The sequence below is a fragment of the Bradyrhizobium viridifuturi genome (assembly GCF_001238275.1).
Taxonomy (GTDB): Bacteria; Pseudomonadota; Alphaproteobacteria; order Rhizobiales; family Xanthobacteraceae; genus Bradyrhizobium; species Bradyrhizobium viridifuturi.
In genome coordinates this window covers 42,867-62,053 of record NZ_LGTB01000014.1, presented here as the reverse complement: position 1 = coordinate 62,053, position 19,187 = coordinate 42,867, and the positions used below count along the sequence as shown (strand labels likewise).

The 19,187-nt window shown below is 64.5% G+C and carries 15 protein-coding genes and 2 pseudogenes; 3 read left to right on the top strand and 14 right to left on the bottom strand.

Translation table 11 applies throughout. From position 1 onward, the window contains the following. Positions 1 to 27: 27 nt before the first annotated feature. Genes ALC15_RS14665 through ALC15_RS14645 form a run of 5 tightly spaced genes read right to left on the bottom strand, consistent with a single transcriptional unit; the run spans position 28 to position 5,212 of the window. Complete coding sequence (locus ALC15_RS14665) at positions 28 to 1,299, bottom strand: CaiB/BaiF CoA transferase family protein (RefSeq protein WP_063781827.1); 1,272 nt, start codon at positions 1,297 to 1,299, stop codon at positions 28 to 30. A gap of 1 nt (position 1,300) precedes the next feature. Beyond that, positions 1,301 to 2,035, bottom strand: a complete 735-nt coding sequence (locus tag ALC15_RS14660) for a glutathione S-transferase N-terminal domain-containing protein (protein ID WP_050627938.1) — start codon at positions 2,033 to 2,035, stop codon at positions 1,301 to 1,303. A gap of 18 nt (positions 2,036 to 2,053) precedes the next feature. After that, on the bottom strand, positions 2,054 to 2,671 hold the full coding sequence (locus ALC15_RS14655; protein ID WP_050627835.1) for a DsbA family protein: 618 nt from the start codon (positions 2,669 to 2,671) through the stop codon (positions 2,054 to 2,056). Positions 2,672 to 2,690: 19 nt separating this feature from the next. Continuing rightward, positions 2,691 to 3,914, bottom strand: coding sequence for an ABC transporter substrate-binding protein (locus tag ALC15_RS14650; RefSeq protein ID WP_050627834.1), 1,224 nt, complete (start codon positions 3,912 to 3,914; stop codon positions 2,691 to 2,693). 56 nt (positions 3,915 to 3,970) lie between these two features. Then, the gene (locus ALC15_RS14645; protein WP_063781829.1) at positions 3,971 to 5,212 is read right to left on the bottom strand and encodes a CaiB/BaiF CoA transferase family protein; all 1,242 of its coding nucleotides are present in this window, start codon (positions 5,210 to 5,212) and stop codon (positions 3,971 to 3,973) included. 128 nt (positions 5,213 to 5,340) lie between these two features. Between ALC15_RS14645 and ALC15_RS14640 the strand changes: the two genes are divergently transcribed. Together ALC15_RS14640 and ALC15_RS41940 are read left to right on the top strand one after the other, a co-directional pair. Then, entirely contained in the window at positions 5,341 to 6,267 is a 927-nt protein-coding gene (locus ALC15_RS14640) for a LysR family transcriptional regulator (protein ID WP_050627832.1), read from the top strand. A gap of 120 nt (positions 6,268 to 6,387) precedes the next feature. Then, positions 6,388 to 7,389, top strand: a pseudogene (locus ALC15_RS41940) (LacI family DNA-binding transcriptional regulator); the annotation flags it as partial. Between the two features lie 78 nt (positions 7,390 to 7,467). On the opposite strand, the pseudogene ALC15_RS41935 reads toward ALC15_RS41940, so the two are convergent. Then, a pseudogene (locus ALC15_RS41935) lies at positions 7,468 to 7,856 on the bottom strand ((R)-mandelonitrile lyase); the annotation flags it as partial. Between the two features lie 89 nt (positions 7,857 to 7,945). Further along, positions 7,946 to 9,577, bottom strand: a complete 1,632-nt coding sequence (locus tag ALC15_RS14630) for a flavin-containing monooxygenase (protein WP_050627830.1) — start codon at positions 9,575 to 9,577, stop codon at positions 7,946 to 7,948. Between the two features lie 174 nt (positions 9,578 to 9,751). Here ALC15_RS14630 and ALC15_RS14625 point away from each other — a divergent pair, with 174 nt between their 5' ends. Beyond that, a complete protein-coding gene (locus ALC15_RS14625; protein WP_050627829.1) occupies positions 9,752 to 10,978 on the top strand; it encodes an ABC transporter substrate-binding protein in 1,227 nt (408 codons plus the stop codon). Between the two features lie 633 nt (positions 10,979 to 11,611). Here ALC15_RS14625 and ALC15_RS14620 read toward each other — a convergent pair. The 7 genes from ALC15_RS14620 to ALC15_RS14590 all read right to left on the bottom strand — a co-directional run bounded on the left by ALC15_RS14620 (position 11,612) and on the right by ALC15_RS14590 (position 19,182). Then, positions 11,612 to 12,445, bottom strand: coding sequence for an inositol monophosphatase family protein (locus ALC15_RS14620; protein WP_050627828.1), 834 nt, complete (start codon positions 12,443 to 12,445; stop codon positions 11,612 to 11,614). Between the two features lie 57 nt (positions 12,446 to 12,502). Further along, on the bottom strand, positions 12,503 to 13,693 hold the full coding sequence (mmsB, locus tag ALC15_RS14615) for a multiple monosaccharide ABC transporter permease (protein WP_050627827.1): 1,191 nt from the start codon (positions 13,691 to 13,693) through the stop codon (positions 12,503 to 12,505). After that, entirely contained in the window at positions 13,690 to 15,270 is a 1,581-nt protein-coding gene (gene mmsA, locus ALC15_RS14610) for a multiple monosaccharide ABC transporter ATP-binding protein (protein WP_050627826.1), read from the bottom strand. Before mmsA ends, mmsB begins: the two co-directional genes overlap by 4 nt. A gap of 57 nt (positions 15,271 to 15,327) precedes the next feature. Beyond that, the gene (gene chvE, locus ALC15_RS14605; protein WP_050627825.1) at positions 15,328 to 16,395 is read right to left on the bottom strand and encodes a multiple monosaccharide ABC transporter substrate-binding protein; all 1,068 of its coding nucleotides are present in this window, start codon (positions 16,393 to 16,395) and stop codon (positions 15,328 to 15,330) included. Positions 16,396 to 17,003: 608 nt separating this feature from the next. Next, positions 17,004 to 17,720: an HAD family hydrolase gene (locus ALC15_RS14600; RefSeq protein ID WP_050627824.1), complete on the bottom strand. Its 717-nt coding sequence runs from the start codon at positions 17,718 to 17,720 to the stop codon at positions 17,004 to 17,006. Then, positions 17,717 to 18,646: a CbbX protein gene (gene cbbX / locus ALC15_RS14595; RefSeq protein WP_050627937.1), complete on the bottom strand. Its 930-nt coding sequence runs from the start codon at positions 18,644 to 18,646 to the stop codon at positions 17,717 to 17,719. The genes ALC15_RS14600 and cbbX overlap by 4 nt, the downstream gene beginning before the upstream one ends. 110 nt (positions 18,647 to 18,756) lie before the next feature. Further along, positions 18,757 to 19,182, bottom strand: a complete 426-nt coding sequence (locus ALC15_RS14590; protein ID WP_050627823.1) for a ribulose bisphosphate carboxylase small subunit — start codon at positions 19,180 to 19,182, stop codon at positions 18,757 to 18,759. Between the last annotated feature and the right edge of the window lie 5 nt (positions 19,183 to 19,187).

The following is a 19,187-nucleotide window of genomic DNA, read 5'->3' as shown; positions in this document are numbered from 1 at the left end:
CCGCCGCAGGTCTGATCGTGGCACGGCTCAGCCCGTCTGCCTGAGCGGCCTGCCGGCCCGCAACTCCCTGTCCTGCACCAGCACCTTCTCCGCATAGAGCTGGTCGATCTCCTGCCCGGACAGTCCGAGTTCGCCCAGGATCTCCTCATTGTGCTCGCCCAGCAGGTCGGCCGTCAGCTCACTGCGTTGCGGCCATTCCGAGAAGCGCATCGGCGCACCGGGAATCGCAAATTGGCCGATCCTGGGATCGCTGACATGGCGGACCGTGCCGCGCTCGATCAGATGCGGCTGGGCCATGGCGTCATTCAGCGTCAGCACCGGCGCGCAGGGAATCCGCTCCTGCTCCAATGCTGCGATCGCGGCCTCGCGCGACGGGAAGCTCTTGAGCCAGGCTTCGACGATCTCGCCCACCAGCACCCTGTTGTCGGCGCGGGCGCGCGCGGACGCGAACCGCGGATCGTTCTCGAGCTCCGGCCGCCCCAACGCGCGGACCATTTGCGGCCATTGATGCGCCAGCGCGCAGATCACGAGAAACTCCCCCCGGCCGCAATCGAACACCCCGACCGGACCGCCATTCGGGTGCAGCGAGCCCTCCCGCTGCGGCACGAAACTGTCGCCGCGCAGCGAGACCTTCGGCACGTTAGCCTCGTGCATGTGAAAATACGTGTCGAGCAGCGTCGATTCGATGAACTGCCCTTCTCCGGTGCGCTCGCGGTGAAGCAGCGCAAAGCCGACGGCCATCGCCGCGGCGACGCCGGTCGAAGCGTCTCCGATCGCGACCGGCACCTGCGCCGGCTTCCCGTCGGGATCGCCGATCACGCCGGTGATGCCGGCGAAGGCCTGCGCAATGTAGTCGAAGCCGGGCTTGTCGCTCAGCGGACCGGTCTGCCCCGCAAACGAGATCGAGCACATGATCAGCCGCGGATTGATTTTCTTGAGCGTCTCGTAGCCAAGTCCGGCGCGCTCCATCACGCCGGGCGTGAAGTTCTCCACCAGAACGTCGGCCTTGGCCGCGAGCCGGGTCAGGATCTGGCGGCTCTTCTCATGCTTGAAGTCGAGCGCGAGGCTGCGCTTCGAATGGTTCTGCTGGAAGAAATACGTGCTCTGCGAGGTGTTCTTGTAGGCGGGATCGCGCGGCTTGAGCCCCTGGAAGCGCGACCGGTCGCCGAATGGCGCGAGCTCGATCTTGATCACGTCGGCGCCGGCCTCGGCCAATAGACGCGTGCAGGTCGGGCCTGCGACGAACTGGGTGATATCGAGCACGCGATAGCCGGTCAGCATTTTTGGAGGCAAGGTCATCTCAATGATCCGGTTGTTGTGATTGCAGAGCTCCGGCGGGCGTGTCTCCGCTCGCCGGCCTCGTTCCGAACAGATTGCTGCGCGCCTCACCGTCCAGCGTCTTGCGCACCGCGCGCCGGCCGACCGCCAGACCCTTCTGGAGCAGCGGCCGCATGCGCAGCTCAGTGAACCAGCGCTTGATGTGCGGGAAGTCGTCGAGCTGGAAACCCTGCGCCTTGTGGGTCATCACCCAGGGAAAGCAGGCGATGTCGGCGATCGAATAGTCGTCACCTGCGACATAGGCGTTCTCGCCCAGCCGATCGTTAAGCACGCCGTAGAGACGACGCGCCTCGTTGCCATAGCGCTCGACGGCATAAGGAATCCTGTCCGGCGCATAGAGCGAGAAATGTCCGTTCTGGCCGAGCATCGGCCCGAGCGCACTCATCTGCCATATCAACCATTGCTGCACGCAATAGCGGCCACGCAGGTCGCGTGGAGAGAACCGGCCGGTCTTTTCCGCAAGGTAGAGCAATATCGCGCCCGACTCGAAGATCGTCAGCGGCTCGCCTCCGCCGGGCGGATCCCCGTCGACGATGACAGGGATCCGGCCGTTGGGATTGAGCTTTCGGAATTCCGGCCTGAACTGGTCGCCGCGCGTGATGTTGACGGGAACGACGGTGTAAGGCAGACCGCATTCCTCGAGCATGATCGAGATCTTCCAGCCATTCGGCGTCGGCGCGAAATGAAGGTCGATCATCGGAGCCTCCGGCACGGCTCAGGCCAGCTGCTTTTCGCGCGACAGCGACAGGCCGGCTTCCAGCAGCCGCCGCTCGAGCATCGGCACCCGGTCGTTGCCCCAGAACTGCTCGCCGCGGAACACGCAGATCGGCACGCCGAAGATGTGATCGCCCTGGCTCTCCTGCTGCGCCTCCTCATATTCGCGCCGGCCGTCGCCCTCGAAGAAAGCTCGGAACTCGGCGCCGGACATCCCGAGCGATTCGATGAAGCGCTCGACCGCATCGACCTCGTCGACCGCAAGCTCGCGGCGGAAGAACAGCTCATAGACCAGGCGGCTGTATTCGATCAGCCGTCCCTGCTTCTCCGCGAACAGCCCTCCGATCAGCGCCGGCGCGGTGTCGAAGATCTTCAGCGGACCGCGGATGATCTTCTTGTCGCCGCGCTCGTTCGCGGTCCGCCGCGCATCCATGTAGGAATACTTGACCTTGTATTCCGAATAGACGCTGCGCTGGCCGGAGCCCTTGATGCGGAGCTGGAACGGCCGCCACTGCACCTTGATGTCGAACCTCTTCTCGAGCTCGAACACCGGATCGAATGCCAGCCAGGCATAGGGGCTCTTGTAGTCCGAATACATCTTGAGAACTTCGCGGGACATTGTCTCTCCTTTGTCGATGTCATTGCGATTGAGCGACGAGCGGGCACTGGCTCTCCGACAACGGCTGCGCCGCTTCGGAAGCCGGAATGACCTTCTCGATGGTGTAGTAGTCCCAGGGCTTCCTGACCTCGCCGGGGGCCTTGATGCTCGCCATGTAGAACGGATGCATCAACCAGCCGTCGGCGCGCACCGAACCGTTCTCGACATACATGTCGTTGACCGGCAGCTTGCGGATCTCGTCGGCGACCTTCAGGCCGTCCAGGGTCCTCGCTGCCGCGACCGCCCGGAGATAGTGCAGCGTTCCCGAGTAGACCGCGGCCTGGTCCATGGTCGGCATCGCGTGATGCTGCCTGAAGAAGCGCTCCGACCAGGCCCGCGTCTTGTCGGTGCGGTCCCAGTAGAACGGCGTCGCGAAGGTCAGCCCCTGCACGTTGGCGATCCCGAGCGCGTGCACATTGGTGATGTAGGTCAGCGGCACCACGATGTGCTGGCCTCCCTCGGCGATGCCGAACTCCTTGGCCTGCTTCAGCGCGTTGGTGGTGTCCTCGGCGGCGGAGATCAGCCAGATCACCTTGGCTTTCGACGCCACTGCCTGCAGCAGGAACGAGCTGAAGTCGGGATTGTTCTGCGGGAAGCGCACCGAGCCCAGCACCTTGCCTCCCGCCGCTTTGATCGCGCCCGCCGCGGCATCCTCCATCGCCTTGCCGAAGGAATAGTCGGCCGACAGAAAGAAGAACGTATCGAGCCCGCGCTCGATCAGCGGCTTCGGCAGCGGCGCCGAAATCGCGTAGGCATTGAGCGCCCATGAGAATGCGGTCGCCGCGCAGGCCTGCTGGGTGATGGCGGGACTTCCGGTCACGCCATGGATGACGATCTTGTTACGCGCCCGTGCCAGTTCCTGCACCGCGAGCGCCACGGCGGATTGCGCGACATCGACGATGACGTCGGCGCCGTTATTGTCGAACCAGTTGCGGGCGATCGCCGCGCCGACATCGGGCTTGGCCTGATGATCGCCGGAGATCACCTCGATCGGACGGTCCAGCACCTTGCCGCCGAAGTCCTCGACCGCCATCTTCGCTGCGAGCACCGAGCCCGGTCCCATGATGTCGCGATACATCCCCGACATGTCGGTGAGCACTCCGATCCTGACCGGCTGCACATCCTCCACCCGAACCGGCGTCGCCATCGCGCTGCCGACCAGCAACGCGATCGCCGCAGCTGTGATTGTTCGTTTCCTCGCCATGACTATCCTCGACGCTCCCCGTTTGGGACGGCATGCATGTGCCGGCCTCTTTGCTTTCAGATGATCCGTCTTGACTTCAAATCGTCGATCCTCTCGCCGGAGAGGCCGAGCAGCCCGCCATAGATCTCCTGGTTGTTCTGCCCGAGCGTCGGCGCCGGTGCGGTATATCCCTTGTGCGTCCGCCCCATCTTGATCGGGAACCCGGCGCCGATGACACGCTGCTCCAGCGGCTCGGTCGGATGCTCGACCGTCTGCAGCATGTCGCGCGCTCCGAGATGCTCCCAGGCGAGGATGTCGTCGATGCCACGGATCGGGCTCGCGGCGACATCGCCGCGATTGAGCGCCTCGATCGCCTCGGCCGTGGTGCGGCCCAGCGTCCATTCGGTGACGACCGCGTCGATGACCGCGTTGTTGGCAACGCGCCAGCCGGTGTTCATGAACTTCGCATCTGCAGCGAGGTCCAGCCGGTCCATCACACCCAATAGGGCCAGCCAGTCCTCGTTGGTGGCGGCGCCGAGCGCGATCGCGCCGTCGCGCGTGGCATAGGTATTGAACGGCGAGAACCGCATGATGCGATTGCCCTGCCGCGGCGCCATCCCCATCTGCGGATAGCAATCCAGGGGCTCGTCGAGCACCAGCGACAGCAGGCAGTCGGCCATCGCGACGTCGACGAACTGGCCGCGTCCCGAGATGCGCTGTTCGGTCAGCGCGGCGAGGATGCCGGAGACGGCAAAGGCGCCGGTAATGCCGTCGGCGAGCGCAGTGCCGGCCTTGCTGGGACCGCCATCCGGCGCACCGGTGATCGACATCAATCCGGCGGCCGCCTGGATCATCAGGTCGTAGGCCTTGAGACGCCGGTCGGCGCCGGTCGAGCCATAGCCGGTCAGAGCGCAATGCACGATGGAAGGATTGACCTGGCGGTTCGCCTCGTAGTCGACCCCGAGCCGCTCGGCAGCGCCGGGTCGCAGATTCTCGACCAGGATGTCCGACTTGCGCAGCAGCGCATGGAACAGCTCCATGCCCTCTGCCGTGCGCATGTTCAGCGTGATCGACTTCTTGTCGCGGCAGCGCTTCAGATAAGCGAGGCCGAGATCACTGTCGTGCTTGCGGTCGAGCGCAACGCCGTCCTTGCCGAGGAACGGCGGGCCGGTCATGGCGGGATCGCCCTGCTCCGGGGTGTCGATGCGGATGACCTCGGCGCCGAAGCCCGCCAGCATCAAGGTCGCGAACGGACCCGAATAGAACCGCGTCAGATCGAGAACGCGGACACCGTGCAGCGCGCCTTGCCTCGTCGTCATCGCGCTCGCCATCATCCGCAATTCCCTTCCCGCTCGCCGCTCCGTCGTCGTCTTCATCGTTGACGCGGCGGGCATATAGGTCAAATATTTTTCAATCTGGATTATTGATGCGAAAAAGGAATGAATTGATGCGCGATCGACGCCCACGCCGGTTCGAGGTCAGCCTCAAACATCTTCGTGCCGCCAACTCGGTCGCGGTGTACGGCAGCTTCACCGCGGCCGCCGCCGACCTCGGCATGACGCAGTCGGCGGTGAGCCGCCTCGTGCTTCAACTCGAACGGCAGCTCGGCGTCTCGCTGTTCCTCAGATCGACGCGCAACGTCATCCTGACCGCACCGGGCCGCGAGTTCACGGCGTCGATCCAGCGCCTGCTCGCAGATCTCGGCACCCAGGTCGACAACGCCCGCGCGCTGGGCGAGCAGATCAAGGGACGCCTGATCATCTCGTGCCTGCTGTCACTCACCCACCACGTGGTGCCGGAGGCCGTGCTGAAATACAGGAAGGCGCATCCGGGCGTCGAAATTCACCTGCGCGAGGGCCTCGGCAGCCAGGTCTATGAAGACGTGCGCAGCGGCTTTGCCGACTTTGGCGTCGGCAACGTCACCGCGCTCGGCCAGGAGGTGGTCGGTGACGACGTGGTGCAGGAGTCCTGCTTCGCGATCCTGCCTTCGCGCCATCCGCTGCGAAACAGCAACACGCTGAGCCTCCGCGAACTGCGCAACGAAGCGTTCGTCTCGCTTCCGACCGGCTCTGGCCTGCGGCAGCAGATCGACAGCGTAGCAACCGCGAGCGGCATCGTGCTCAAGCACAGCACCGTCGTCGAGCAGTTCGGCACGCTCTACGACTTCGTTGCGGCCAATGTCGGCATCTCGATCGTTCCGGCCTCGGCATTGCCGCCACGCGCCCCGCGCGGCGTGGTCGTCAAGCGGCTGGTCTCGCCGCCGCTGGTCCGCAAGATCGGGATCCTGCGGCTGAAGAACCGCCCGCTGACGCCGGCCGCGACCGGATTCCTGGACATCTTCCGGCCGCTGTTCCTGAGCGCCTCACGGCGCTAGCCCAAGAATCATTTGAGATTCACGGCGGAGCCTGATTAGGTTCGCTTTGTGCCGTCCGCTGCACGCCGCAACCGGCGCGCCGGGCGACGGCATTGCCGAACCGACAGGGCTCAACCACGAATGACAAAGGCGCGACGGACACGACCGACGATTCGTGACGTCGCGGCCGAGGCCGGCGTGTCGGTCTCAAGCGTCAGCCGCACGCTCAATGGCGGCATCTATACCAGCGCGGAACTGCATGCTCGCATCATGCGCGCGGTGAAGCGTCTCGGCTTCGAGCCGGACCAGGCGGCGCAGGCGCTGCGCTCGCGCGCCTCCAACACGATCGGCTGCATGGTCGCCGATTTCTCCAACCCGCACTACACCGGCATGGTGAGCGCGGCGGAAGAGGAGTTCCAGCGCGCCGGCTTCCTCCTGATGCTGGCCGCCACCAAGCACGAGGAGGCGCGCGAGGCCGCGTTCCTTTCGGCGGTGCGCCGCCGCCAGATGGATGGATTGCTGCTGTTCGCCGGCGACAATTCCCACAAGGACTTCATGAAGGGGCTGGCGACGCTCGACCTGCCCTGCGTGACCGTGGACCGCGAGGTGCCGGGCAGCGTCCCGGTTCGTGTCGATCACCGCGGCGGCGCGCTGGAGGCGACGCGTTATCTGATCGGCCTCGGCCATCGCCGGATCGCGCTGCTCACCGGAAGCGCCGCGGTGCTGCCGAGCACGGAGCGGCTCGCGGGCTACCGGCAGGCGCACCAGGAGGTGAAGATCGAGGTCGACCCCACGCTGATCCGCCCGCATATGCAGGGCGCCAACACCGCCTTCAGCTCGGTGTGCCAGCTCCTGCAATCGGCAAAGCCGCCGACCGCGATCATCTCGCTCGGCACCAGCATGCTGGCCGAGGTGCTGGAGGCGATCACCAGCAACGGCCTGCACTATCCGCAGGACGTCTCGCTGGTGTGCAGCGGCGACACCGACCTCGCCCGCCATGCGACGCCGGCGATCTCGGCGCTGAGCTGGGACATGAACGAGGTCGGCCGCACCGCCGCGCGGCTGCTTCTGGAGCGGATCCGCGACAGCGACAAGGCCGCTGGCAGCAGCGAACCGGTGTTCCTGCCGACGCGCCTCATCCTGCGCCATTCCTGCGCCGCGCCGGCGAGCCTGCGCGGGGACGAAAGTAGCGCGGCGAAGATCAATCCGCCTGCGGCGCGCCGCGTATTGCGCGTCGGAGACATGCTCCATCCAGGTCGCGTAGTCGCCGGCGAGCGCTTCGTGGATCGCAATGTGACTCATGCCGGTGGTCGGCGCGGCGCCGTGCCAGTGCTTCTCACCCGGCGGAATCCACACCACGTCGCCTGGACGGATCAAGCGGATCGGGCCGTCCCAGCTCTGCACATATCCCACACCGGCCGTGACGTAGAGCGTCTGGCCGAGCGGATGGGTGTGCCAGGCCGTGCGTGCCCCCGGCTCGAACGTGACCCGCGCGGCCTGCACCCGCGCGGCGCCGGTGCGTTGACGATCGAGTCAGCCCAGACGGTGCCGGTGAACCATTCGGCGTTACCGCGGCGGCTCGGGACCGTTCCTGCGCGCTTGATGTCCATCTTCAGTCCTCCAACTCGTCCAACCTGGAAACGGTTCCAATTTTATTGTTATCGCGAGCCAACCGGTCGCAATGATGGAGATTCCGGCTTCAGCTCAGCACAAATCCCTCGTAACCGCGCTGCGCGATCTGCGCGATGCGGTGGCGATAGCCCTGGCCGACATAGGGCATGAAAACCCGCGGCTTGCCCGCGATGTTGGCGCCCTGGTACCAGGAATTGGCCTTCGGATAGAGCGTGCGGCTGGCAGCATCCGCGACATGCACCATCCAGGCCCGCTCGGCCTCTCGTTCCGGCTCGATCCGCGTCTGTCCCTTGGCGCGCATGCTGCCGAGGCACGCTGCGATCCACTCGACATGGTTCTCGCAGGCGTGGATCACGTTACCAATAACTGATGGGCTGCCCGGGCCGGTCACGACGAACAGGTTCGGAAAGCCCGACACCATCAGGCCTAGATAGGCGCTGGGTCCATCGGCCCAAGCCTCTTGCAAGCTCGTGCCGTCGCGGCCGCGGATTTGCATCGCGGCAAGCGCGCCGGTCATCGCGTCATAGCCGGTCGCCAGCACCAGCGCGTCGAGCTCGAACGACCGCGTCGCGGTCTCGAGGCCGGTCTCGGTGACCGCCGTGAGCGGCTCGGCGCGCAGGTCGACGAGCTCGACATGCGGCAGGTTGTAGGTCGCGAAATAGCCGGTATCGATGCAGATGCGCTTGACGCCGAGCGGATAGTCCTTCGGCGACAGCGCTTCCGCCGTCGCCGCATCGTTGACGATGCCGCGGATCTTGTCGCGCACGAAGTCGCAGGCGACGTCGTTGACCGCCGCATCGGTCAGGATATTGGGGAACGCGGTCAGGATGCCGCCGCCACCCTGCTCCCAGAGCTGTTCGTAGCGCGCCCATTGCACGTCGCGATCAGGCACTGACGCCTCGAATGCATTCGCGGGCACGCGCCCGAACTCCGGCGTCTCGAGGCTCTCGCGATATCTGGCGATCAACGGCTCGGCGGCCGCGATATCGGCGTCGGACAGCGGCGCATTCCGCGCCGGCACCGAGTAGTTCGGCGTGCGCTGGAACACGGTCAAGCGGCTCGCCGCCTTCGCAACCATCGGGATGGTCTGCACGCCCGATGAGCCGGTGCCGATCACGGCAACGCGCAAGCCGGAAAAATCGATCTCCTCATGCGGCCACTGCCCGGTGTGATAGACCGGCCCGCGAAAGCGCTCCAGCCCAGGCAAGGTCGGCTTGTTCGGCATCGAGAGATTGCCGGTCGCCATCACGCAAATCGACGCGACGATGCAATCGCCGCGATCGGTGCGCACGGTCCAGCTCTCGCCGGCCTCGTCCCAGTCGGCGCTGGTCACGCGGGTGTCGAAGCGGATCAACGAGCGCAGTTCGAACCGGTCGGCGACGCACTGCGCATAGCGCAGGATCTCCGGCTGGGCGGCGTATTTCTCGCTCCAGCGCCATTCCTGCCGCAGCTCCTCCGACCAGGTGTAGGAATAGAACAGGCTCGGTATGTCGCAGCGCGCGCCGGGATAGCGGTTCCAGTACCAGGTGCCGCCGACGTCGGACGCCGCCTCGATGCCGATCACCTTCAGCCCGAGCTCGCGCAGCCGGTAGATCGCATACAGCCCGCCGAAGCCGGCTCCGACCACGACGGCATCGCATTCGGCGACCAATGGCGGCCTCGCGCCGTGGTCCGGGCTGGTCTGCTCCAGTCTGCTCATTTGTCACATCTCTCCGGCCGCGGGAATATTGCCATCTGTGGGAACACGCGCTAGCCTGGAAACGTTTCCAGACTGGAAGCGCATACGATAATTGTCGCCGGGCGTCAACGCGCCGGCCATCGGGCCCGCGGACGCAACAAGGCGATCAGCGAAAAATCAGGGAGTGAATGAGGGATGTTGGAGGGAATTCGTCTTCGCGCGTGCGTGGCAGTCGCGGCCATGATCGGCGCGCTGTCGCCCGCGCTGGCGCAGAAGAACTACGGCCCCGGGGTCTCGGATACCGAGATCAAGATTGGCAACATCATGCCCTATAGCGGCCCCGCGTCCGCCTACGGCGCGATCGGCCGCACCGAGGCAGCCTATTTCAAGATGATCAACGACCAGGGCGGCATCAACGGACGCAAGGTCGACTTCATCAGCTATGACGACGGTTTCTCGCCGCCGAAATCGGTCGAGCAGGCGCGCAAGCTGGTCGAGGGCGACGAGGTGTTGCTGGTGTTCCAGCCGCTCGGCACCGCGCCCAATGTCGCGATCCAGAAATATCTCAACGCCAAGAAGGTCCCCCACCTCTTCATCGCATCGGGCGCGACGCGGTTCGGTGATCCGAAGAACTTTCCCTGGACCATGGGCTGGCAACCGAACTACCAGAGCGAGGGCCGCATCTACGCCAAGTACATCCTGGACAACTTGCCGAACGGCAAGATCGCGGTGCTCTGGCAGAACGACGATGCCGGCAAGGACGCGCTGAAGGGATTGCGCGACGGCCTCGGCGACAAGGCGAGCAGCATGATCGTCGCCGACAAATCTTATGAACTCACCGATCCGACGTTGGATTCGCAGATCGTGGCGCTGCGCGCCTCGGGCGCCGACATCCTGTTCACCTGGGCGGCGCCGAAAGGCGCGGCGCAGACCATCAAGAAGGTCGCCGAGCTCGGCTGGAAGCCGACCTTCTTCCTGACCTCGACCGCGACATCGGTCGCCTCTGTCATGCGCGCCGCCGGCGTCGAGCATTCGCAAGGCATCATCTCGGTCGCCTATCTGAAGGACCCGACCGACAAAATCTGGGCCGATGACGCCGAGACCAAGGAGTGGCGGACGTTCATGGACAAGTACATGCCCGACGGCGACAAGACCAACGGCAATCACGTCTATGGCTACGCCGCTGCGCAAACGCTCGCGCAAGTGCTCAAGCAATGCGGCGACGACCTGACGCGCGAGAACGTGATGAAGCAGGCCGCCAGCCTGAAGGACTTTGCGCCGAAGATGATCCTGCCCGGGATCAGGATCAACACCAGCGTGACCGACTTCCGTCCGATCGAGCAGTCGCAGCTGATGCGGTTCGAAGGCGAAAGCTGGACGCTGTTCGGCAACATCATCACCGGCGAAGTCGGCAGCGAGTAACGCTTCCGTGGGTCATGCCCGGGCCTCCGGGCATGACCCGGTGATCGTTATCCGGTCAGCCAGGCGAACGCGCGGCGAGATGGAAGCCCGGATAAAGATGCCGTGAGAACGCAGCGCTGCGGCCCGCCGCCCGCGCAACACATTCAGTGTCGTCCCTGCGAACGCAGGGACCCATCACCACAAATGCAGATTGTTGCGCGACGATGGAACGACGTGTCCCGTTCATAATCTCCGCCGCGGAGTATGGGTCCCTGCGTTCGCAGGGAGACGCGCGGGAAGAGCTGTGTGCTCACTTCGTTGTCATCGCCCGGCTTGAGCGGGCGATCCAGTACGCCGCGGCCTCTCGGCTCAAGCACGGATGTCGCTGGAATACCGTATCACCCGCCTTCGCGGGTGATGACATCGAGAGCTGGAATCGGAACGATCCTCATCGTCGTCCTGGCGAAAGCCAGGACCCATTACCCCAGTTGCCAATTGTTGCACGACGCTGGGGCGACGACCTTTCTCACCGCACACATCGGTGGTTATGGGTCCTGGCTTTCGCAGGGACGACGCGCGGAAACCGTCGTTGCGTGGGTGGTGACACTGAACAAGCGGTTTGCCAATTGAATCGTACTCGCGGAATTTCCGCCGCTACTCGGCCGGCGTCAGGATCGCCTGCTGTGCCGCATGCCAGCTCGCTTCGTCAGGCGCGCACAGCAGGCCGCCGGTTAGATTGACCGGCTTGTAGGGTGAACCGTCGAAATGCGCGCTGTAGCCGCCGGCCTCGCGATGCAGCAGCCAGCCCGCGGCATGATCCCACGGCATCAGCTTGTTGTAGAACAACAGATGGCAATGGCCGGATGCCGCCATCCGATACTCATGCGCGGCGCATCGGAGCCAGGCGCTGACGCCAAGCTTGGACAGGTTGCCGGCGACGATCGGGCGCAGCGCCTCAGGCAGGAAATTGACGCCGATCACCGCGTCCATCTGCTTGACCGGCACCGCCGGTGCCACCTTCAGGTCATGCCGGCTGCCATCAGGCATCTCGAGCCAGGCGCCCTCGCCGCGCAGCGCGAACGCGGTGTCGTTGCAGACGGGATCATGGATCGCGCCGAGCACGATCTCGCCGCGCATCGTGGCGGCCACCATGGTGCCGAACAGCGGCAGGCTCGTGGTGAAATTCCGGGTGCCGTCGATCGGATCGATGATGAAAGCGAGCTCCGCGGTTCCGACCTGATCGAGCGCGGACGGATCGCGCGACGTCGCTTCCTCGCCGATCACGACTGCATTCGGAAACGCCCGCAGCAGCGCCGCCGAGATCGCCTGCTCCGCCAGCTCATCGGCTTCGGTGACGACGTCGAACGCCGACGTCTTGGTCCGGACCTCGATCTCGCGGACACGGCGGAACCGCGGCATGATCTCGACGCGGCCGACTTCAGCAAGGATATTTCCGATGGTCAGCGCATCGGCATGGGACAGTTTCACGCGGCATTCTCCTACGTTGCGCAGGTGTCATATCGCGAAATCATGACCGTGCGGCAATCACCGGCGCTGGTTGTAGACATCGATGCAGACGGCACCGAGCAGGACGAGGCCCTTGATCACCTGCTGGTAATCGATGCCGATGCCGAGGATCGACATGCCGTTGTTCATCACGCCCATGATCATGGCGCCGACCACGGCGCCGCCGACCCGACCGACGCCGCCATAGGCCGAGGCGCCGCCGATGAAGCAGGCGGCGATCACGTCGAGCTCGAAGCCAAGGCCGGCTTTCGGCGTGGCGGTATTGAGCCGCGCCGCGAACACCAACCCGGCGAGCGCCGCCAGCACGCCCATGTTGACGAAGGTGAAGAAGGTCAGCCGCTCGGTCTTGACGCCCGACAACTTCGCGGCCTTGGCATTGCCGCCCACCGCATAGATCTGCCGGCCGACCACCGTGCGCCGCGTGACGAAACCATAGGCCGCGATCAGCACCGTCATGATGACGAGCACGTTCGGCAGGCCACGATGCGAGGCGATCAGATAGGTGAAATAGAGCACCGCGCCGGCCAGCGCGATGCTCTTGGCGACGAAGAACGCGTAGGGCTCGACCTCGATGCCGTGCGACTGCTCGCGCGCCCGCCCCCTGGCGCTCGCCAGCACCAGCGCGAACGCCAGCACGACGCCGATCAAGAGCGAAGTCGGATAGAGCGTGCCGGCGCTCGGGAACAGCTCGGGGATGAAGCCGGACGACAGCTTCTGGAAGGTCGGCGGAAACGGCCCGACCGAGCGCCCCTGCAGCACCGCGAGCGCAAGGCCCTTGAACACCAGCATGCCCGCCAGAGTCACGATGAAGGATGGGATCTTGAAATAGGCGACCCAGTAGCCCTGCGCCGCGCCGATCGCGGCACCGATCAACAGACAGGCGATGAAGGCGATCGGGTAGTCGATATGGTAGGTCACCATCAGCACCGCCGCGACCGCGCCGACGAATCCCGCGACCGAGCCGACCGACAGGTCGATATGCCCGGTGACGATCACCAGCAACATGCCGAGCGCCATGATCACGATGTAACTGTTTTGTAGCACGAGATTAGTGAGATTGACCGGCTGCAACAGCGTGCCGTCGGTCACGATCTGGAAGAACAGCATGATCGCGAGCAGCGACAGCAGCATGCCGTAGTTGCGCAGATTGTTCTTGATGAAGCCGGAGTGCTTGGGGGCCTCGGGAAGTGACACCGTCTTGTCGGTCATTGCGCTCCTCCTGCCACCTGCACGGCATCGTCATGTGCGCCGCTCCCGGACATCCTGACATTGCGCATGATGGCGCGCATGATCTTCTCCTGCGTCGCATCGTCCTTGGCAAACTCGCCGACGAAGGCGCCGTCATTCATGACGCAGATCCGGTCGCAGATGCCGAGCAGCTCCGGCATCTCCGACGAGATCACCACGACACCCTTGCCGGCTTCCGCGAGCTCGTTGATGATACAGTAAATCTCGTACTTGGCCCCGACGTCGATGCCGCGGGTCGGCTCGTCGAGCAGCAGCACTTGCGGATCGGTCATCAGCCATTTCGACAGCACCACCTTCTGCTGGTTGCCGCCCGAGAGCTGCCCGGCCTCCTGATAGACGTCGGAACAGCGGATCCGCATCCGGTTGCGGTAATCGCTCGCGGCCTTCAGCTCGACGACATCGTCGATCACACCGCGCTCGGCGACCAGGCGAAGGCTCGCCAGCGTCACGTTCTTGCGGACGTCGTCGGCGAGGATCAACCCGAGCTGCTTGCGGTCCTCGGTGACATAGGCAAGCCCGGCGTCGATCGCGGCCGGCACACCGGCGAGGCTCACCTCGCGTCCGTCAAGGCGGATCTTGCCGGTGATGTTGTAGCCCCAGGCCTTGCCGAACAGGCTCATGGCGAATTCGGTACGGCCGGCGCCCATCAGGCCGGCGATGCCGACCACCTCGCCTCGCCGCACCTTGAAGTCGACGTTCTTGATCACCTGCCGGGCGGTGTGCAGCGGGTGATACACCGACCAGTTCTCGACCGTCATCACGGGATTGCCGATCGCGACGTTGCGCTCCGGGAAGCGATGCGCGAGATCGCGGTTGACCATGCTACGGATGATCCGGTCTTCGTCGACCGCTTCGGTCCGGCAATCGATGCTGTCGACGGTACGGCCGTCGCGCAGCACCGTGATGCGGTCGGCGACGCGAGCGACTTCGTTCAGCTTGTGCGAGATCAGGATCGAGGCGATGCCCTGCGCGCGGAACGCCAGCAGGCGGTCGAGCAGCGCGGCGCTGTCGGCCTCGTTGAGGCTCGCGGTCGGTTCGTCCAGGATCAGCAGGCGCACCTTCTTCGACAGCGCCTTGGCGATCTCGACCAGCTGCTGCTTGCCGACGCCGAGATCGGTGACCAGGGTGTCCGGCGATTCTCGCAGGCCGACCTGCGCCAGCAGCTCCGCCGTCCGCCGGTACACCGCATTGCGGTCGATCACGCCGTACCGCGACGGCGCGCGCGACAGAAAAATATTCTCGGCGATCGACATCAGCGGGATCAGCGCCAGCTCCTGGTGGATGATGATGATCCCCAATTCCTCGGAATCGTTGATATCGCGAAACCGGCGTTCCTCGCCGTCGAACAGGATCGCCCCCTCATAGCTGCCGGCGGGATAAACCCCGCTCAGCACCTTCATCAGGGTCGACTTGCCGGCACCGTTCTCGCCGACCAGAGCATGGATCTGGCCGGCTTCCACGGTGAAGTTGACGTCACGCAATGCCTGCACGCCGGCAAAGCTCTTGCTGACGTCACGCATCTCAAGCATCGCCGTCATCGGATCATGTCTCGCAGCGTCGATCGGCCTTGGCGGGGTGCGTCCGGCTCACCCGCCTTAGTCGAATTGCGAGCGCTTATAGTAGCCGCTGTCAATCAGGACTTTCTCCCAATTGGTCTTGTCCACCACGACCGGCTTGAGCAGATAGGACGGAACCACCTTGACCCCGTTGTTGTAGGTCTTGGTGTCGTTGACACTGACCTCCTTCTTGCTCAGCACGGCGTCGACCATGTCGGCAGTGACCTTGGCGAGATCGCGGGTGTCCTTGAAGATGGTCGAGTATTGCTCGCCGCGCAGCATGGCCTTGATCGACGGCACCTCGGCATCCTGACCGCTGATATAGGGCATCGGCTGGTCCTTGCTGCCGTAGCCGACCCCCTTCAGGGAGGAGATGATGCCGATCGACAGGCCGTCATAGGGCGACAGCACCGCATCGACCCGCTTCTTGCCGTAGAAGGCGCTGAGCAGATTGTCCATCCGCGCCTGCGCGGTGGCGCCGTCCCAGCGCAAGGTCGCGACCTTGTCCATGCCCATCTGGCCGCTGGCGACCACCAGCTTGCCGCTGTCGATGTACGGCTTCAGCACCGACATCGCGCCGTCGTAGAAGAAATAGGCGTTGTTGTCGTCGGGCGAGCCGCCGAACAGCTCGATGTTGAAAGGCCCCTTGCCGTCCTTCAGGCCGAGCGCATTCACAATCGAGTTCGCCTGCAGAACACCGACCTGGAAATTGTCGAAGGTCGCGTAGTAGTCGACATTCGGTGTATCCCGGATCAGACGGTCATAGGCGATGACCGTGATGCCCTGCGCCTTGGCCTGCTTCAGCGCGTCGGATAGCGTGGTGCCGTCGATCGCCGCGATGACCAGCACCTTGGAGCCCTTGGTCACCATGTTCTCGACCTGGGAGAGTTGGTTCGGGATGTCGTCGTCGGCATATTGCAGGTCGGTGCCGTAGCCGCGCTCCTTCAGCACCTTGACCATGTTGTTGCCGTCGTCGATCCAGCGCGCCGAGGATTTGGTCGGCATCGCGATGCCGATGGTCGGCTTGCTCTGGGCGAGCGCCTCCGGTGCGGCCGCGGTGAGACCTGCCAGCGCCAGTGCGATCAACGAGACCTTCAATCTGAACATGCGTCACTCCCTTGGCTTTTTGAGTTGGGTATCGTTGTCTTGGACAGCGTCAATCGACGGCTATCATTGGTTGGTCACAGATCTACGGCGATGTCGGTCGGCGCTGGGACCGTCACGAGCCGAAATCGCGGAATGTCGGTTATGCCTGTCAACGGCGCCATGCTCACTTCGCACGATCAACCATATCGATCCCGCTATGATGAGGTCATCCGCAAGTCATGCGGTGGGACGAACGAGCCGTCCGAATGACGTGAAGGATCATGAGGCGCTGTCTCCCCGAATTGCCGGCACGCGCCAACGTCCCCCAGAACGTCCTCTGGTGGCTTGGTACTGCTTCTGGCAACCTTTGGTGGATGGTGCCCCTACTTGTCTCACGGACGCAAGCACAATTTATTTCACCAACCGAATAAATTGACTTGGCTCATCAAGGATCATCAGGCGTAAGCTCCCAAAATTGTTGGCGCTCGTCACCGACCGGCAGACTTTCTGACGGTTCGGCACAGCTTCTGGCTGAAGGTGCCCCTACTATGCTATGGATGCAAGACCAATTTATTTAGTCATCAGAATAAAATATTCGGAGCGGCCTCCCCGCTACACGGCAGGCGGGCCTAGCCGTCAATCTCGGAGAGATCATCGACGACAAGGAGCGCCTCGGAGAAATCATCGTCGCCGAAATAGGTGCTCCGGGTGATGACCGCAGGGATGCCGGCCCGCGCCGCGGCGGCCAGGCCATTGCCGGAATCCTCGACCGCGATGCAATCCGCCGGCCCGAGCCCGAGCCGCGCCAGGACCTCGATATAGACGTCCGGGGCCGGCTTCTTCCGCGGCACGTCGTCGCCGGCGACGATGGCCTCGAACAGATCGGCCCAGTCCTGCCCCAGCGTAACCGACAGCAGCGCCTCGATATTGCCGTGCGAGGTCGTGGTGGCGATCGCCAGCCGCTGGCCGCGGCGGCGTGCGCCGGCGAGCCAGGCCCGCACACCCGGCCGCAACGGGCAGCCGCCTGCCGCGATCAGCGCCGCGTAGCGCGCGGTCTTGATCCGGTGCAGGTCGGCGATCTCAGCGAATGTCAGCATAGGCACCGCGTTGCGCTCGTCGAAGGCGCGGATACGCTCCTTGCCGCCGGCGACTCGAAGCAGCCGACCGTAGGTGACCTGGTCCCAGAACCAGTCGAGGCCGGCTTCGGCGAACGCCTCGTTGAAAGCACGGCGGTGCACCTCCTCGGTTTCGGCGAGCGTGCCGTCGACATCGAAGATCAAGGCGCGCGCCCCCGCGATGATGTCGCGCATCCCGGCGGTCCGGATCGCCGCGAGCGCCTGGTTCATCGCCCCTCGCCCGCCGCGCCGATCCCTTTGGTGAACACGCGGCTCGCCAGCACGTCGCCGGCCTCGATCGACATCACGTCATCTGCCGTGAGCGTGCGGTCGAGCTTCGCCACGATCCGGTTGGCCTGGCGCAGCCGGATACGGTCGAGCGCATTGCGGATCGAGCGCGCATTGGAGAACAGCGGCTGCTCCTTGCGGATGCCGATGTACTGGGTGAAAGCCTCGCGTGCCTCCGGAGAGAAACGATAATTCTGCTGCTGCAACATCAGCTCGGCGATCCACAGCAGCTCGCCGTCCGAATAATCCGGGAAGTCGATATGATGCGCGATGCGCGACCGGAACCCCGGATTGCTCTGGAAGAATTTTTCCATGCGGTCGCCATAGCCGGCCAGGATCACCACCAGGTCCTCGCGCTGCGCTTCCATGATCTGCAGCAGGATCTCGATCGCCTCCTGACCGTAGTCGCGCTCGTTTTCAGGCCGGTACAGGTAATAGGCCTCGTCGATGAACAACACGCCGCCCATCGCCTTCTTCAAGATCTCTTTCGTCTTCGGCGCGGTGTGGCCGATATATTGCCCGACAAGATCATCGCGCGTGACGCTGATGACGTGGCCGCGGCGGACGAAGCCGAGCTTGTGCAGGATGCCGGCCATCCGCAGCGCGACCGTGGTCTTGCCGGTGCCGGGATTGCCGGTGAACGACATGTGCAGCGTCGGAAATGTCGTTGCCAGCGCCATCTTCTGCCTGATGCGCTCGACCAGCAGCAGTGACGCGATCTCGCGGATGCGGGTCTTCACCGGCTTCAGGCCGATCAATTCGGAATCGAGCTGGTCGAGCACGTCACCGATGCCGAGGTCGGCGAATTCATGCCGGAGGTCGATGGTCTCGGGCGGCGTCTCGCGGATCTGTTCCTGTACTTGGGTCATCATCCTCTCGTTTCAAGAAAAGCTCCGTCGCCGCTGCGGCGACGACGGAGAAGTGCATCCGGACCAGACGGTCGAGGGAGCAACCCGCCTGGCTTGCCAACCGGACGCGGTCACTGATCGGCGTAGCGTTCGCCCTCGGGGCGGCCCGCCGCATAAGAATGCGTCGAGTAATGCAGGTTACGACCGGCGGCCTCCTGACGATCGAGCCGGAAGCCGGGCTCCTCGCGCGGCCGGTTGACGATGAAGGACAGCCGCACCGACTCCCAGCCATGGCCAGAATCGAAGCCGGAGATCCGGATGTAGCGGTCGCCATAGACCCGCCGGCAGTCGGCGAGCTCCTTCATGATGCCGGCTGCGTCGCGCAGGTCGAACATCGGCAGGCCCCACATGTCCCAATAGGTGTTGCGGGGATGCGGGTCGTCGGTGAACTCGATGTTCACCGCCCAACCCTTGTCGAGGCAGTATTGCACCTGCGCAGCGATCTGCTCGTCAGTGAGATCGGGCAGGAATGAGAAGCAGCCTTGGGTCACGCGCATGAGAA

Bases quoted from the DNA above. Each gene is read 5' to 3' on its own strand.
- chvE (WP_050627825.1), bottom strand. From the start codon at position 16,395: ATGTTCAGATTGAAGGTCTCGTTGATCGCACTGGCGCTGGCAGGTCTC.
- ALC15_RS14640 (WP_050627832.1), top strand. From the start codon at position 5,341: ATGCGCGATCGACGCCCACGCCGGTTCGAGGTCAGCCTCAAACATCTT.
- mmsA (WP_050627826.1), bottom strand. From the start codon at position 15,270: ATGACGGCGATGCTTGAGATGCGTGACGTCAGCAAGAGCTTTGCCGGC.
- ALC15_RS14625 (WP_050627829.1), top strand. From the start codon at position 9,752: ATGTTGGAGGGAATTCGTCTTCGCGCGTGCGTGGCAGTCGCGGCCATG.
- ALC15_RS14590 (WP_050627823.1), bottom strand. From the start codon at position 19,182: ATGCGCGTGACCCAAGGCTGCTTCTCATTCCTGCCCGATCTCACTGAC.
- ALC15_RS14655 (WP_050627835.1), bottom strand. From the start codon at position 2,671: ATGTCCCGCGAAGTTCTCAAGATGTATTCGGACTACAAGAGCCCCTAT.
- mmsB (WP_050627827.1), bottom strand. From the start codon at position 13,693: ATGACCGACAAGACGGTGTCACTTCCCGAGGCCCCCAAGCACTCCGGC.
- ALC15_RS14650 (WP_050627834.1), bottom strand. From the start codon at position 3,914: ATGGCGAGGAAACGAACAATCACAGCTGCGGCGATCGCGTTGCTGGTC.
- ALC15_RS14660 (WP_050627938.1), bottom strand. From the start codon at position 2,035: ATGATCGACCTTCATTTCGCGCCGACGCCGAATGGCTGGAAGATCTCG.
- ALC15_RS14665 (WP_063781827.1), bottom strand. From the start codon at position 1,299: ATGACCTTGCCTCCAAAAATGCTGACCGGCTATCGCGTGCTCGATATC.
- ALC15_RS14645 (WP_063781829.1), bottom strand. From the start codon at position 5,212: ATGACGACGAGGCAAGGCGCGCTGCACGGTGTCCGCGTTCTCGATCTG.
- ALC15_RS14630 (WP_050627830.1), bottom strand. From the start codon at position 9,577: ATGAGCAGACTGGAGCAGACCAGCCCGGACCACGGCGCGAGGCCGCCA.
- cbbX (WP_050627937.1), bottom strand. From the start codon at position 18,646: ATGACCCAAGTACAGGAACAGATCCGCGAGACGCCGCCCGAGACCATC.
- ALC15_RS14600 (WP_050627824.1), bottom strand. From the start codon at position 17,720: ATGAACCAGGCGCTCGCGGCGATCCGGACCGCCGGGATGCGCGACATC.